The sequence below is a fragment of the Sporosarcina sp. E16_3 genome (genome assembly GCF_017347125.1).
In the GTDB taxonomy this organism is placed as follows: domain Bacteria; phylum Bacillota; class Bacilli; order Bacillales_A; family Planococcaceae; genus Sporosarcina.
Genome location: NZ_JADPRX010000023.1, coordinates 47,676 through 63,158 on the forward strand (window position 1 = coordinate 47,676; position 15,483 = coordinate 63,158).

A 15,483-nucleotide genomic window follows, 5' to 3' on the forward strand; every position below is an offset into this window, starting at 1 on the left:
ATTATTTCGGCTCCTCTCTGAGTAACTTATGGAAAACAAAGATCGCAATTGTGCTCACTCCGACAATTAATAATGAAGCTTGGGATGCCTCCATAATCTTTTCATCACTTGCATATTGGAACGCCTTCGTGGCGAGTGTATCGTAATTAAATGGTCGTAAGATTAGTGTTAACGGAATTTCTTTCAGTATATCCACAAACACAAGGATAAATCCACTAATAATAGCACCCTTCATCATCGGAACATCTATCTTGAAAAACGTTCGTAGGCTATTTGCTCCTAGCATACGCGATGCATCACGGAAATCCGTTCCGATTTTATCGAAACCTGATTCAATCGAATTATAACCGATTGCAAAGAAGCGGATGACATAAGCGCTGATCAGCATGAATAGACTAACACTCAAGACGAGTTCAGAATCCATGCCAAAATATTGGTAAACAGGCGCAAGTAATCGGTCAAGCGCAATGAAGGTTGTTATGACAGCCACAGCAACAACTACCCCGGGTATTGAATAACCCAGGACCGTCAATTTCGGCAATACTTTCGCAAACTTATGATTGACCACTCGACTAAAGTTACCGACAACCAATGAAAATACAATAATTAGGAAAGCACCAAGGCCAGCTACAATAACGGAGTTTTTGGTATAAAACAATACATCATGCATCGGCACTTTACCGAATGTAAGAATAACCCAGTCAATCAACTGAAGAATCGGGATGAGAAACGCAACACTAAAAATAACAAATGTGTACACCGTCGCAAATACCGCTTTTCTCCCTTTTAATCTTACAAGTGGAAGTGGTCTTACTTTTGTCGTGGAATAACTAAACTGTTTGCCTCCTCGCAGTAAACGTTCGATGACTAAGATGAAAATAACGATTCCCATTAAAGATGCAGCTAGCTTAATAGCTGCATCCAAATCACCAAGCCCAAACCACGTTTGAAAAATAGCCGTACTAAACGTTTGGATTCCGAAATATTTAACTACCCCGTAGTCGTTTAAAACTTCCAACACTACTAGACTTGCACCACCAATTATGGATACACGGGAAATCGGAATCACAACTCTAAAGAATATTTCTAAAGGGCCTTTCCCTAAAGTGCGCGCACTTTCAATTAAAGAAGCAGATTGGTGAGAAAGAAAAATTCTCGTAATCATATAAACGTATGGATAAAGAAACAGAGTATAAATGAAAATCGCGCCTGGGACATTCATAATATCAAAATAGGCGGGATTCGGTGTCACATCGAAATGGTTACGAAGTGTTTTTTGTATGACACCCGTGTAATTAATGATGCCATGATACGTATAGGCACCAATGAAAGGCGGAATCGATAAAGGAAGAATCAGTGCCCATTTCATGAAGTTCCTAAGCGGAAAATCATATTGGGCAATGAGCCAAGCGAGACTTAGCCCGATTGCAATCGTGAACAGCGCAGTAAAGAAAACGAGTGTGAGCGACGACTTTATATAGTTAAGTAACATGAATTCTTTTATATGCGCCCAATTTTCACTTGCTGGTGAAAAAACACCGGTTACAATCGACACATTCGGTAAAAACAGCAAGATGATGATAAGTACTGCCCCTATCGTCCACCCGTTTACATTAGCTAAATGCTTGTTCATGACATAACCCATCCTCTACCTTTTAAGCAATAACCCCCTAGCCGAAAATACGGTAGGGGGCTCGACTTTTATTTCCAGCCGACTTCGTTAAAAATCATAATCGCTTTCGCGTTATTTTCTCCTAAAGTCGATAATGGTATATCTTGTTCTTTAAATTCTCCCCAAGATTTAAGGAGCTCTGAAGGTGCTACATTGTGATTCACAGGGAATTCATAATTCGCTGAGGCAAACTCGCCTTGCGCTTCCTCCCCTGTAAGGAATTCAAGTAATTTAAGTGCATTATCCGCATTCTTCGAACCTTTGATAACTCCAGCTCCACTAATATTCACATGTGTACCCGTCGTTTCTTGGTTCGGAAAGAAGACACCAAGGTTTTCCGCTACTTTCACTTCTTCAGGTTCTTGTGAATTAAGCATTTGACCGAAATAGTATGAATTCATTATTGCGATGTCACCGATACCCGCGGCGATTGCTTTCGCTTGATCTCGATCTCCGCCTTCAGGGTTTTGTGCAAAGTTATTGACAATTCCTTGTGCCCATTCTTTTGCTTTTTCTTCACCATTTATCTCGATGAATGAAGCAAGAAGTGACTGATTATAAACACTCTCAGATGAACGGACAAGTACTCGTTTTTTCCACTGTTCTTCTGTGAGTGCTTCGTATGTAGAAAGCTCTTCCGGTTTGACCTTTTCCTTATTATACACTAGAATTCTCGCACGTTTCGTCAAACCGACCCACATATCGTCAACATCACGTAATTTTTCTGGTATTTGTTTCGATAAGATGTCACTTGACACTGTTTGAAGAAGTCCTTCTTCTTTCGCACGATACAGTCTGCCAACGTCAGCTGTCAGTAATAAATCCGCTTTTGTTGCAGTTCCTTCACGTTTAATGCGTTCGATTAGTACGTCTGCTTCGTCTTTTATCACATTAACTTTAATGCCCGTTTCTTGTTCAAACTTCTTATATAATTCATTATCTACGTCATAATGACGGCTTGTATACAAATTCACTTCCGATTTCTCGGGTTTCTTAGCTACTGCATCTTTATCAGCGCCACTTTCCTTTTTAGTTGTACTTCCACATGCAGCAAGTACAAGCATCAAGGCAACAACGAGTAAGATCAAACTCTTCTTCATATACTTCCATCTCCAAACATTCGTTTTTTATTGAAAATGATTCTCAATTTCATTAACAATATATAATGAGATTGGCTGGAAGTCAACAAAAAGTAAATGAAGCGCAACTGCCTGAATAATAAAAAGCCATAGATAAACCGAGTTGACTTGCACCGAAGAAAAAACAATCGATACATAGGTTTATCAATGGCCCAAACTACTTCTACTCTTACGATATGATTCATTTATTAGTGCAATTTACAGTTATAATACAACCTGGTCTTCCAGGTTCCTCCATAAGTGATGCGCTTCCCTAGCGATATGCTCTAATAAGTCCGGTGGCGCGGTTGTGACAGCAGCACAGTTTTTGATAAGCTCACTTAATTCCAATTTAAATGCTTCAAGTGCCTTTGTTTCCTTAATAACCATCTGGTTGAAGTTGTTTAAAATTGGTGACACCTCATTACGCGGTCGGCGTATCATTGTCTTTAGTGAAATTGCTTGAAGTAACAGGTTTTCAAATTTCCTGGTCATCGCCCTAACCTGATCGTGAAGTTCGTAGTTGGATGCATCTACATAATGGCTTATAAAGATGAGATGATCCACCATTTGCCTCAGCCAAAAATTACTTTCATGTATCGTTGCATCCGCTGGTTTTACGTATGCATTCGTTTCTATTAATTTAAAAACTTTTTGGGCCTCTTCCGCTTCCCGAATCATGTGATCAAGGAGTGAGGTTGGCGTAGATATAATCACTTCGCAATGTAACGCTTTATCCATCGTATGGACGAGCAATTCGTGAAATTCGTGTGTGGAGCTTTTTGCCTCAGCAAGTATCAGGCCGATATCACCCGTCTTCGATTCCGTTCTTTCGAAAATTTTACCCATTCGTTGAGTCATAGCCTGATTTGCACGTGCCAGTTCCATTTCATGGTGACTTATTTCCCTGTCAAAAAATTCCCCATGCTCAAAGTTATTGCGCACCCAAAAATCGATGACGCCGTAGGTATCCCTTTGATAATTGTCTGTATAAGGCAATCCTCCACCTCTTCCTGTTTAGTAACTGCTCCCTATGCTATGTTGGGCGTTTGATTTAAGTGCCCATTTACTCAGACTAATTTTCTATTTTATTAGTTTGTAATACTTGTCAGATAACGACAAGTATAGTCCAACGTTGAACGGGAAGCCTACCAGTATCAAGCTATCGAATGGAGGGATTCCCATGATACAAAGTGATATAGCGGCCGTAAATTTGCTTGACTATCACCATTTAGTTAACTGTATTACAAGAGGGAAAAGAGCATGAAAAAGATCATTTACGCGACTATGATTTTTATTGCACTAATCTCAATGCCAAGCATATACACTAAGTCATTTATTGCCATATCTTCAAAGTCTAACGCTGAAAACGCCATCACTACTTTCTCAGAAACAGAAAAAGATGACCTGATTAAAAAGATTTCAGCCTACAATGACCAACATGAAATCGAGCCAATTGATGCAAATATAGACAGAGTTTGGAAAGCAATACCCGGATATAATGGTTTGAAAGTTGATATTGAAGCCAGTTATAAAAATATGAAACCTAGCACCGATATTGATACAAATAAAATCATATTCATTGAAACTTCTCCAAAAGTCCATCTGAACGATTTAGAACCCTCACCAATTTATAGGGGCAACTCAGAAAAATCTATGGTAGCTCTCCTAATAAATGTCGCTTGGGGCAATGAGTACATTCCAGGTATCCTTAAAACATTAAAAGACCACCAAGTAAAGGCAACATTCTTTTTTGATGGCAGTTGGGTTAAGAATAATCCCGACCTGGCTACGATGATTAGTCTTGAGGGTCACGAAATTGGCAATCACGCTTATAGTCATCCCGATCTTAAGCTACGCTCCCGGGCTGAAACAGTGACTGAATTAAAAAAAACAAATGATGTAATTGAGGAAACGCTAGGTATAAAACCGATATGGTTTGCACCGCCCAGCGGAAGTTTTAATCAGGAAACAATTCTTGTCGCCAATGAGCTTGGCATGAAAACCATTCTATGGACGGTCGATACAGTTGACTGGAGAAAGCCAGCAACCTCCGAAATGGTTAAGCGTGTTGTCGCTGGAGTTAGTAACGGTTCAATGGTTCTTATGCACCCCACAAAAGCCGTTTTCGAAGGACTGGAGACTATGATAATTGAAATTAAAGGCAATGGTTACCGGCTGGGTACTGTAAGTGACTTAATGAGCGAAAAACGGATTGACGACTAAAATCAGTCTCATTAGCAATGAAATCCTATAGCGAAGTATAAGGGAGATCAAATGAAAATCGAGGACATTCATCCGCTCAAGTTTGAATTAGATAAATTTGAAATTATTCAGGCCTATCTCCGCAAAAAAGTTAAGCTAGAAACTAGCCTGAAAGGCCAAGACATTAAATTCTGTGCAGGTGTGGATGTTGCATACTGGGAAGAAACAGGGGTTGAATGGGGAGTCTGTAGTATTATCGTTATCGATTATGAAACGCGAACGATTGTCGAAAAAGCAGTAAGCAAGGGTGAAATCCATGTGCCATATAGACCTGGGTACCTGGCTTACAGGGAACTGCCACTTGTAATTGAAGCCGCCAAGAAACTCACGATAACACCAGATTTATTTATATTTGACGGAAATGGAATTCTGCATCCGAGGCGTATGGGAATTGCCACACACGCCTCTTTCTTTTTAAATAAACCCACAATCGGCATTGCTAAAAGTTACTTTAAAATAGATGGTGTCAATTTCAAGATGCCAGAAAACGTAGCAGGTTCATATAAAGATATAATTGTGAAGAACGAAATATACGGAAGAGCTTTGCGTACCCATACAGATGTAAAACCCATTTTTATCTCCTGTGGAAACTTTATTGATCTACCAATGACGACTGAAATCACCTTGAAATTAATCAATAATGAAAGTCGTTTACCGATTCCAGTAAGATTGGCGGATTTGGAAACAAAGAGACTTAGGAAGATGTTTATTTCAAAAAGAAGCTAATCATAACATTGAATGAATGTTTTGCTGATTCCTCATTATATACCGGTGAAAATGGATCACTAAACCCATGTTGTCCATTAAATTTAAGGACTTCAGTATTCTCTTTATCGAAAGAAGCCATTAATTCATCCACATTAAAGGATTTTTCTTCCTGTGGAAAGAATAAAAGCGCAGGACATTCGGGTGTAATCTCCATATACTGCCTAATACGCGAACCGTAAAAACATACAACTCCATGAATCGCCTTTTCTTCGCTGCATAACCAAGTAACAGTCGCCCCGACACTAAACCCAACTACAAATACTTTTTGGTAATTATCCTTTATGTCAGAAATCAACTTTTTTATTTGCAATACGGCAGCAGTAAAACCTACCTTTTCCATAAAATAGTTATAAGCGTTTTTTGCTTGTGAATAGTCAAATGATGTTTCTTGCCCAAATAAATTTGGGCAAAAGACATCAAATCCATAGCCCTGCAAGGACTGACAAAGTCCCTTCATATGTCGGTTAATGCCATAGATTTCATGAACGACAATAACCGCCGTTTTAGTTTGGTAATTTTTTATAAGCATTATTTACCTCCTGGATTTCCTTGTATTACGTGGTGTAAAGAATTACATATTCGGCCATATTCACACCCGACATCACGAAATCTGTAAAGGGATTGAAATGATATGCAACCCGATCGGGTACTTTCCAACTGGGCGGAATATTATTTCCACTGAAGATGAACTATTTTCGACAATTAAAGTAATTGAAATTTAATCACACAGATAATTGCTGCATTCTCCATAAAGTAGAGAATCAGACATCGCATTTACTTGGCAGAATTAATTCCCAAGTATTGAAAAGCAATATTAGACACATGATACAGTTGTGGAGGTGATTGAACTTGCCGAATAATGATAATAGAAATCCAAACCGTGACCAAAAACAAAATCAAGACCGCAACAAAAATCAAAATCCAAATGATATGCGTGAAGAGTTTGGATCTACATTTGATATTGATAAGTTGAACGAACAAAAAAATGATAATCAAACGAACAAAGAGAAACGCACAAACCGTTTTGAAAAAAAATAACTAATAAGCATTATGAAAAATGACAGAAGCATAATGCTTCTGTCATTTTACGTCTTTCTTTTATTTATCGCGTCTATTTTCACCATCGAGTCGTATAGGAGTGCTAATCATTTGCACCCTCTCCATAATTCTAGCCGCTTTTACGACTTCTTTTTCACCGCGCTGCGTGTATGTCAAATGATCTTCAAGTTCAGCGTAACTAAGATTAGATGTGAAAAAAGTCGGTAGTTTTTCTGCCATCCTGTATTGTAAAATGGTACCAAGCACTTCATCACGCGTCCAAGCCGACATTGTTTCTGCACCAATATCATCAAGCATAAGTACTTGTGCATTTTTCACAAAATCAATTTTCTCATTTAATGTCTGATCTTGAATAGATTGTTTCATTTCCCTTAGGAATTCTGGGACATATACAGCAACTGTACGTATCCGACGATTAGCTAATTCGTTCGCCAAGGCTCCAAGCACGAACGATTTACCAATTCCAAACGGACCATAAATGTACATTCCGCGTTCTGGGAGTTTTCCTGTTTTATCGAAAATGTTCAGAAAGTCTTTCGCAGCACGTACAGCTGGGACTCTGCTATCGTCAAAAAACATATCAATATTTTGTAATTTCGCTTCCATGACATCTTTCGGCATATACATACTGTCGATCATCTTCTTAATAGTACGTTGATCGTCGTCCATAAGTTTGTTTGGACATTTTGTATATTCCACATCGATGAGGCCGCGTGATAATAGTAATTTCGGCTCGAAGCCCTTCAGGAAATTCACACATCCTGCAAGGTCAGGACATTTTCCGCAACTATGGGAAGCAGTGGCATACTCATATAATTTCCCAAGACTCCGTTCGACAACTTCGCCATCAACTTCAGTGGAATGATCCGTCAGAAATTGTTGCACCCCAGGACTCTCCATCACTTCTTTTCGTAATTCATCGAACCTTGCAGCAAATGCCGGTGATTTCACAACCCGTTTCAAAGTATCGCCAATATGTTCCACTTCACTTCACCGTCCCGTCCCCTGTTACGCCTAATTCCAAAAGTAATTTACGACGCTCTTCATCAATAGCGGAAGAAGATTTAACAGGTTTATCTGTTTTTGCTTTCTTTTCATCTTTTTTATAAAACCATTCTGGTACTTTCTCTTCCCGTGCAGATTTTCGTCTAGGCCCTGATTTTGATCCTGTACTCTGCCCTTCGTTCTTCCATTTAACATACTGGTCATGCTCGTTACGCGACATTTCAAGTGCAGTTTTCACCGTATCCACATTTTTGTTCATCCAATGTGAAGCAATCCGCTCAACATAACTGTTCGTTATTTTCCCGTCATTGCGTAAATGAACGTATTGCAGCAAGACATTGACGACTCCGACGGACAATCCATGTGTATTGACCAGCTTTTCGGCAAGTTTCACGTCTACTGATAGCGGCTCTTTCCCGTTAATCTCGCGCAACATTTCAAGTGGCGCCGTATTTTCAAGGTAATGCACCAATTCTTCATCCCGCGTCAATATCCCTGTTTCGGACTTAGGTAATTCTTTTGCGTACACTTTATGCAAGACTGGAGCCTCTTTTGAAACATTCATTTTATAAAAATCTGCTGCTGACTTTCGTAATCTGTCTTCCGGCAACTTGAGGTCTTCATCGAGCGCCATCATGATGACTTTTTGCATATCGAGCGGCGTGAGCGAATAAAGGAATGCGAGTTTCGCAATTAATTCCTTTGAAACAGAGGATAATGAAGCTTTAGGAACCATTTGTTCAGATAACCCCGAACTTAGCAGATCGAAATCAAAGTCGGAATGCAAAAATGGTACACCTTCCGCTTCATTCCGTCCGATGAACTGCTGGTCCTCGCCCATATCCATGCTATAGCCCTGTTGAACAGGCGTATAGACATCCAAAAATGTTCGTGATACATCTTCAAATCCGAGTTCATTAACACTGTCTAGCGCAAAACGACTACGTAGATTTCGGTATGCCTGTTCCCCAATTTTACTAAACAAGAATGTCGACAACAATGGATCTAGAAAAAAGGCTTTGGCATCAAGTGGAGGAAGCAGTTCATAAACAAATAATCTCGCATCGCCATCTTTTTTCTTGTACGTGCGCAATAAACCAATCGCTTCTAGAGAAATTCTTGCTTCGAAAACAGGTCCCAGCGGCATCGTCAAAATGTTCATAAGGTGATAATGGTTGTATTCACGGCCATCTTCACGCTCTGCGTCCGCCCATAATGTCATAAACAAACTCATAGCACCCGGGCCAATCAGCGGTTGATAAAATAAAGTGAGGAGTTGACGGTCATAATCTGAAAAGGGCTGCGATAACCGTATTTTGTATGCGTCAACTGGCTGTAGTTCTTTATAAAGGGGTGCCATCGAACTCTACTTCCTATCTAAATGGGATACGTTACTTTTTCGTTCGTTTTTGTAGATCTTGCAATTCTTTTATGAAAACTGTGATGTCCTTATATTGGCGATAGACCGAAGCGAATCTGACATAAGCGACCTCATCAACTTCCGATAACTGTTCCATAACCATTTCTCCAACATCGTCAGAATTAATCTCCACGACACCTGCGCTTCTCAATTCTTTTTCAATCGAGTAGACGATTTTTTTTAGGTCCTCAAGTGATACAGGACGTTTTTCACATGCACGAATAAGGCCTCTGAGCACTTTTTCACCGCTAAATTCTTCTCGTGAATCATCTTTTTTCACGACAACCAAAGGCATTTCCTCAACTTTTTCAAATGTCGTAAAACGGAATGCGCATTGTTCACATTCTCTGCGACGCCGGATGGATCTATTCTCCTCGGCCGGTCTAGAATCGACAACTCGAGTGCCATTGAACTGGCAAGCTGGACATTTCATAGTGTGTATCCTCCGCTTTTTCTTAGATAATAACTTAATTATAACAGAACATGCCTAAAAAAATCGAAATAGAGGGGAAAGAAACATTGTACATCAATAAAAAGCGTCCCTAAAGTCATAGTACAGCAACTTTAGGGACGCTTTCTATTCACAATTACGCAAGTTCTAGTGTTTTCAGAGCCGCGGCGACTTTCTTCGTTAAATCGACAACGCGTGCAGAATAACCCCACTCGTTATCGTACCATGCAAGTACTTTCACCTTGCGATCTGCCATAACAATGGTTGAAAGACCATCAATGATTGCTGAGTCAGTTGTCGTATTGTAATCGATGGATACAAGCGGTTCTGTCGAGAAACGGAGAATGCCTGCCATCGCACCTTCAGAAGCCTGCTTGAATGCATCGTTTACCATCTCCACTGTAACGTCTTGCTTCAAATCTACAACTAGGTCAACAAGTGAAACATTTGGCGTCGGTATACGAAGTGACATTCCGTGAATCTTTCCTTCCAATTCTGGAAGTACAAGCGCCAACGCTTTTGCAGCCCCAGTAGATGTCGGGATGATAGATTGTCCGCATGCACGTGCACGTCTAAGGTCCTTATGAGGATTATCCAAGTTCTTTTGGTCATTTGTATACGCATGGATCGTTGTCATTAATCCGTTATCGATACCAAATGTATCATTCAATACTTTAGCTACAGGAGCAAGGCAGTTCGTTGTACAGCTTGCATTCGAAATAATGTCATGTTTTTCGATATCTAGTTTATCATCGTTTACACCTAAAACAATGGTGATATCTTCATTTTTACCAGGTGCCGATATAATGACTTTTTTTGCGCCAGCTTCAAGGTGAAGTGCCGCTTTGTCACGTGAATTAAACTTACCAGTCGCTTCAATGACAATATCGACTCCCAGCTTTCTCCAAGGAAGGTTCAGCGGATCGCGGTCAGAGACGATTTGCACTCGTTTCCCGTTAACGTAAATCGCATTTTCTTTTGCAATGACTTCGCCATCAAATGTACCGTGATTCGTATCGTACTTAATAAGATGAGCGAGCGTTTCTGATGAATACATTGCGTTGATCGCAACGATTGTTACATCTTCTTCTTTTATCATTTGACGGAATACCATTCGTCCAATTCGTCCAAACCCGTTTATCGCAATAGAAGTAGTCATATAAAGATCCTCCTGTATGTATGTTATACTTTTTATCTAATACCCGTCATTAGTATAACACATATTATGCTAAAACAAAGATTAACTATGGATAATTAAAATGTTTTACTTTTCAGAATCACTTCAGGGCTCTGCATTCCATTTTGATAGTACCTCAGCCAGCTGAATTTCTGTCTCCTCAACTGGACCGTTATTACGTAAAACCGCGTCTGCACTCAGTTCCTTCTCTTTTATTGGTAGCTGGGAACGAATTCGTGCGTCCGCTTCTTCTTCCGATAACACATTCCTCGCAATTAGCCGTTCTTTTTGTATTTCAGGTGTGACAGACACGACAATGATTTTATCAACGAAGGATTGCAGCTTACTTTCAAACAACAATGGAATGTCTAGGATGACCGTATTTGCCCCCTTTGAAATCCATTGCTCTTTTTGCCTTAGCATCTCTTTTCGTATGGCAGGATGAATGATACCATTCAACTTTTTGCGCTCTTCTACATTGCCGAATATACGCTCCCCAAGTTTTTCTCGGTTAAGCGATCCATCCGCGCGCAAAATCCCCTGTCCAAATGCGCTGCTGATTTCCAGTAGAACTGGACTGCCAGGTTCAACAACAAGACGCGCAATTTCATCCGCATCTACAATTGGAAAGCCCTTTTTCTTCAACATTTTGGACACAGTGCTTTTCCCACTCGCAATACTGCCTGTTAAACCGATAATCATAGCTCACACAGCCCTTCAGCAATCATTTCTGGCATGCCGGACAATAAACGGATGTCCTGCCTGCAATTTTCATACTTTCAGTGGCAGAGCAGCAAGCAGGGCAAACCTTCCTGCCATACATGTTAAGACGGTCCTGCATAGTGCCTGCTTCCCCATTAATATTCCGGTAATCAGAAATGGAGCTACCACCCGCATCAATACTTTCTTGTAAAATAGCCACAATTACTTCAAATAATTCTTTTTTTCTTTTTAGGCTAATCCGCTCCGTGGTCCTTCCGGGATGAATCTTCATCTTATAGATTGCTTCCGTCGCATAAATATTCCCGCATCCAGACAATACATGCCCATCCATAATAACTTCCTTTATTGGCTTTCGGGCATATTTCGGCGTTATCGACAACTCAAGGAAATGATTGCGTGCTTCAGCAGCGAACGGTTCAGGAGCCATTTTCAATAAAGGCGGATGATCCGCTTCACAGCCGAGAAGCCGTAACTCTCCAAAACGACGAATATCCGAATAAACCAGTAGTCCCCCACCTTCTAGCGTAAAAACAACATGAACATGGTTACGGAACTTCATTTCCGTAATGTCTTCAACATTGTCAACAGTGAACCATGCTCCTGTCATACCAAGATGACTGACAAGAAGACAGGTATTGCCATCTTTCATTAGATGAAAGTAAATGTATTTACTGCGCCGTGTGACGTCTTTAATCGTCATTCCAGCCATATCTACTATAAAGTCTTCGGTTGTAATTCCTTTTATCACAGCTTCTTTACCAAGCTGTTTTGATTTGATAACTGTATCTGAAACGGTCACATGCTGAATCGTCCTTCCTATCGCAATAGGTGCGAGTGCACGGACAACCCCTTCCACTTCCGGTAATTCAGGCATTTTATCCCCTCACTTCGTATCATACCAAGATAATCCGAAAGCCCAGTCAACTTTCAAAGGCACGTCAAGCTCCAGAGCTGATTCCATCACTTCGGGTACGATTTCTTTTAGTTTCTCAATTTCACTTTCTGGTGCTTCAAAGATCAATTCATCATGAACTTGCAGAAGCATACGTGTCTGCATGCCTTCAACTTCAAGCCTTTTAGCCATTTCAATCATTGCTTTTTTAATAATATCAGCCGCACTTCCTTGAATCGGTGTATTCATGGCAGTCCGTTCCGCAAAACTTCTCAAGTTAAAATTCGAACTTGTAATTTCCGGCAAATACCGTCTGCGGTTCATAAGCGTCGTCACATAGCCTTTCCTTTTCGCATCCGCGACGATATCACTCATATACTGTTTGACTCCTGGGAAACTACTGAGATAAGTGTCAATGAATTGCGCAGCGTCTTTCCGCGTAATATCCAAGCTTTGTGAAAGTCCGTAATCGCTTATTCCGTAGACAATTCCAAAGTTGACCGCTTTTGCTGCTCGGCGCATGTCTGACGTCACTGAATCTTCATCAACACCGAAAACGTCCATTGCTGTCTTCGTGTGAATATCTGCACCTGCACGGAAGGCTTCAATTAGTTTTTCATCTTGCGACATATGTGCGAGCACACGCAGTTCAATTTGAGAATAGTCCGCTGCAAATAGATACCAGCCCGGTTCAGATGGAACGAACGCCGCACGAATTTTTCTTCCCTCTTCAAGTCGTACAGGGATGTTCTGCAAATTGGGATTGATGGAACTAAGTCGGCCTGTTGTCGTGAGTGCTTGCTGGAAACGGGTATGAATCTTGCCATCCTCGTGAATTTCTTTCAATAATCCTTCGATATACGTCGAATTCAATTTACCGAGTTGGCGATAGTTCAATATATGGCTGATAATTTCATGTTCACTTTCAAGCTTCTCAAGTACATCTGCTGCAGTTGAATAACCAGTCTTCGTCTTTTTTATCGGAGTAAGTCCGATTTTTTCAAAAAGGATGACGCCAAGCTGTTTAGGTGAATTAATGTTGAATTTTTCTCCTGCAATTTCATAAATAGTTGTCTCAAGTATGGTCAGTTTTGCAGACAGTTCCGTTCCAATTGTCAGAAGTGTCTCCCGGTTAGTCATCACACCAGTTGTTTCCATTTTAGCAAGAATCGCCGCTAGCGGTAACTCAAGATCATGGTATAGATCGTATTGATCATTATCTTGTAATTTCTCTTCAATCACCGCATGTAGTTTCCATATCGCCTGCGCTTTCCGCCCTGCGTGGTCTGCAATTATTTCTTCAGTCGGTATTGCTTTCTTAGCACCTTTTCCATAAATCACTTCATCCTGCTCGACTTCTGTGTAGCCGAACTCTCGTGTAATAGAAGCTACATCGGTATATGTCGTTGACGGGTTGACGATGTATGTCGCAAGTAATAGGTCAAACTGGAATCCTTCTGCATCTAGACCTTGACGCGCAAGTGATGCACTAGCCGCTTTCGAATCAGACGAGTATTTTAGCTTGTCCGTATTTTGTAGCCAGTTTTTAAATGATTTCGATGTTTTTGCGACTTCAAGCGGGATAAATAGGATATTTCTTTCATCCGCCAAACTAATACCCAAAATCTCTGCAGTCAAATAGTTTTCATCCATCATTTCAACATGGATTGCCATTTCGTTTGATAAATCTTTGTCCAAGAGTTCAGAAACAATCGTGACTTCAATTGCTTCTTTTGGTTCCTCAGCTGCTTGAGGTGTAATTTTTTCGAGGAGCGTCTTGAATTTCAACTCTCGGTAAATACTCGACACTTCATCCATATCAGGCCCGTCATATGTTAAATCATTGATGGAAACCGTGATTGGTGCATTCACTTCAATTGTCGCAAGGTCTTTGCTCATGAACGCTTGCTCTTCGTTTTCCGTCAAATTCTGATTCAGTTTTTTAGCGGTAATGTTAGCAAGGGATTTATAAACTTTTTCAATCGAACCGTATTCGATTAGCAATTTGAGTGCAGTCTTCTCCCCGACTCCAGGAACGCCAGGAATATTATCGGAAGCATCACCCATTAACCCTTTCATATCAATGATTTGATGGGGCTCAATGCCGTATTTCTCCATGATGTGTTCAGGCGTGTATTTCTCAATATCCGTCATCCCTTTTCGAGTGATGAACACCGTCGTATGTTTACTAGCAAGTTGCGTTAAATCCTTATCCCCTGAAATGACAACAATTTCGGAACCGTCCGCATCTCCTGCTTTACTAAGCGTACCGATGATATCATCTGCTTCATACTGATCCAGTTCGTACTGGGGGATCTTGTATGCTTCAAGCAACTTTCGCAAATAAGGGAATTGCTCCGATAATTCAGGTGGCGTTTTCTGACGCCCACCTTTATATTCTCCGTATGTTTTATGCCTGAATGTTGTTTTTCCAGCATCCCATGCCACGAGAATATGCGTAGGTTTTTCAACCTCAAGTATGTTTTGCAGCATCATTGTGAAGCCATATACCGCATTGGTATGGATCCCGTTATCATTTGTTAATAAAGGCAATGCAAAAAATGCCCGGTACGCAAGACTGTTTCCATCCAGTAATACAATTTTCTTTGCCGTCATGTACATTCCACTCCCATTCAAAAAAACGTCATCTTCATTCATCTTACCACGGGGGCAGATATAAATGAAAATGACGCGTTGTTTAGTCTGCTTCCGTAATTCTTTACTTATGAACACGTCTGTTGATTAACCATTTATTCGCATAAAACACTGGTGAGAAGGGCTTGAGAAAATCCGTTTTCATTGAACTATTTTTGGCCCGCTTTCGGCTAACTATTCATGACAGATTTGCTGAGGGGGCCTAGTGTGGCTAGAAGTGACTCCGTCACTTCTAGCCACACTTTTTTCAGTAATCCTGTTGTGAATAGTTGCCTGTC

Annotated in this window: 14 protein-coding genes; 3 read left to right on the forward strand and 11 right to left on the reverse strand. The window is 40.5% G+C overall.

The window, feature by feature from the left end:
• Position 1: 1 nt before the first annotated feature.
• From I2483_RS13520 to I2483_RS13530, 3 genes are all read right to left on the reverse strand, one after another.
• Positions 2-1,633, reverse strand: coding sequence for an ABC transporter permease (locus I2483_RS13520; protein WP_207277659.1), 1,632 nt, complete (start codon positions 1,631-1,633; stop codon positions 2-4).
• 68 nt (positions 1,634-1,701) lie between these two features.
• Positions 1,702-2,772, reverse strand: a complete 1,071-nt coding sequence (locus I2483_RS13525; protein ID WP_207277660.1) for a Fe(3+) ABC transporter substrate-binding protein — start codon at positions 2,770-2,772, stop codon at positions 1,702-1,704.
• A gap of 243 nt (positions 2,773-3,015) precedes the next feature.
• The gene (locus tag I2483_RS13530; protein WP_186670119.1) at positions 3,016-3,789 is read right to left on the reverse strand and encodes a DUF2935 domain-containing protein; all 774 of its coding nucleotides are present in this window, start codon (positions 3,787-3,789) and stop codon (positions 3,016-3,018) included.
• Between the two features lie 264 nt (positions 3,790-4,053).
• Between I2483_RS13530 and I2483_RS13535 the strand changes: the two genes are divergently transcribed.
• Complete coding sequence (locus tag I2483_RS13535; RefSeq protein WP_207277661.1) at positions 4,054-5,016, forward strand: polysaccharide deacetylase family protein; 963 nt, start codon at positions 4,054-4,056, stop codon at positions 5,014-5,016.
• A gap of 51 nt (positions 5,017-5,067) precedes the next feature.
• On the forward strand, positions 5,068-5,781 hold the full coding sequence (locus tag I2483_RS13540; protein ID WP_207277662.1) for an endonuclease V: 714 nt from the start codon (positions 5,068-5,070) through the stop codon (positions 5,779-5,781).
• On the opposite strand, the gene I2483_RS13545 is transcribed toward I2483_RS13540, so the two are convergent.
• Entirely contained in the window at positions 5,762-6,352 is a 591-nt protein-coding gene (locus tag I2483_RS13545; RefSeq protein WP_207277663.1) for a dienelactone hydrolase family protein, read from the reverse strand. The two genes, I2483_RS13540 and I2483_RS13545, sit on opposite strands and share 20 nt — an antisense overlap.
• Positions 6,353-6,672: 320 nt before the next feature.
• Here I2483_RS13545 and I2483_RS13550 point away from each other — a divergent pair, with 320 nt between their 5' ends.
• A complete protein-coding gene (locus I2483_RS13550; protein ID WP_207277664.1) occupies positions 6,673-6,861 on the forward strand; it encodes a histidinol-phosphatase in 189 nt (62 codons plus the stop codon).
• A gap of 60 nt (positions 6,862-6,921) precedes the next feature.
• On the opposite strand, the gene dnaI is transcribed toward I2483_RS13550, so the two are convergent.
• The 7 genes from dnaI to polA form a co-directional block, all read right to left on the reverse strand.
• A complete protein-coding gene (gene dnaI / locus I2483_RS13555) occupies positions 6,922-7,866 on the reverse strand; it encodes a primosomal protein DnaI (protein WP_207277665.1) in 945 nt (314 codons plus the stop codon).
• Between the two features lies 1 nt (position 7,867).
• Positions 7,868-9,247, reverse strand: coding sequence for a replication initiation and membrane attachment family protein (locus tag I2483_RS13560; protein ID WP_207277666.1), 1,380 nt, complete (start codon positions 9,245-9,247; stop codon positions 7,868-7,870).
• Positions 9,248-9,278: 31 nt separating this feature from the next.
• Entirely contained in the window at positions 9,279-9,740 is a 462-nt protein-coding gene (gene nrdR, locus I2483_RS13565; protein WP_186670105.1) for a transcriptional regulator NrdR, read from the reverse strand.
• 154 nt (positions 9,741-9,894) lie between these two features.
• Positions 9,895-10,917 (reverse strand): glyceraldehyde-3-phosphate dehydrogenase, encoded by a 1,023-nt coding sequence (locus I2483_RS13570; RefSeq protein ID WP_186670103.1) that lies wholly within the window; start codon positions 10,915-10,917, stop codon positions 9,895-9,897.
• Positions 10,918-11,040: 123 nt separating this feature from the next.
• Complete coding sequence (gene coaE / locus I2483_RS13575; RefSeq protein ID WP_207277667.1) at positions 11,041-11,637, reverse strand: dephospho-CoA kinase; 597 nt, start codon at positions 11,635-11,637, stop codon at positions 11,041-11,043.
• Between the two features lie 22 nt (positions 11,638-11,659).
• The gene (gene mutM / locus I2483_RS13580) at positions 11,660-12,532 is read right to left on the reverse strand and encodes a bifunctional DNA-formamidopyrimidine glycosylase/DNA-(apurinic or apyrimidinic site) lyase (protein ID WP_207277668.1); all 873 of its coding nucleotides are present in this window, start codon (positions 12,530-12,532) and stop codon (positions 11,660-11,662) included.
• Positions 12,533-12,541: 9 nt separating this feature from the next.
• Entirely contained in the window at positions 12,542-15,166 is a 2,625-nt protein-coding gene (gene polA / locus I2483_RS13585; protein WP_207277669.1) for a DNA polymerase I, read from the reverse strand.
• Positions 15,167-15,483 lie beyond the last annotated feature (317 nt).

Excerpts from the sequence above, each read along its gene's own strand:
- I2483_RS13520 (WP_207277659.1), bottom strand. The coding sequence starts at position 1,633 with ATGAACAAGCATTTAGCTAATGTAAACGGGTGGACGATAGGGGCAGTA.
- I2483_RS13525 (WP_207277660.1), bottom strand. The coding sequence starts at position 2,772 with ATGAAGAAGAGTTTGATCTTACTCGTTGTTGCCTTGATGCTTGTACTT.
- I2483_RS13535 (WP_207277661.1), top strand. The coding sequence starts at position 4,054 with ATGAAAAAGATCATTTACGCGACTATGATTTTTATTGCACTAATCTCA.
- I2483_RS13540 (WP_207277662.1), top strand. The coding sequence starts at position 5,068 with ATGAAAATCGAGGACATTCATCCGCTCAAGTTTGAATTAGATAAATTT.
- I2483_RS13545 (WP_207277663.1), bottom strand. The coding sequence starts at position 6,352 with ATGCTTATAAAAAATTACCAAACTAAAACGGCGGTTATTGTCGTTCAT.
- I2483_RS13560 (WP_207277666.1), bottom strand. The coding sequence starts at position 9,247 with ATGGCACCCCTTTATAAAGAACTACAGCCAGTTGACGCATACAAAATA.
- nrdR (WP_186670105.1), bottom strand. The coding sequence starts at position 9,740 with ATGAAATGTCCAGCTTGCCAGTTCAATGGCACTCGAGTTGTCGATTCT.
- I2483_RS13570 (WP_186670103.1), bottom strand. The coding sequence starts at position 10,917 with ATGACTACTTCTATTGCGATAAACGGGTTTGGACGAATTGGACGAATG.
- coaE (WP_207277667.1), bottom strand. The coding sequence starts at position 11,637 with ATGATTATCGGTTTAACAGGCAGTATTGCGAGTGGGAAAAGCACTGTG.
- mutM (WP_207277668.1), bottom strand. The coding sequence starts at position 12,532 with ATGCCTGAATTACCGGAAGTGGAAGGGGTTGTCCGTGCACTCGCACCT.
- polA (WP_207277669.1), bottom strand. The coding sequence starts at position 15,166 with ATGACGGCAAAGAAAATTGTATTACTGGATGGAAACAGTCTTGCGTAC.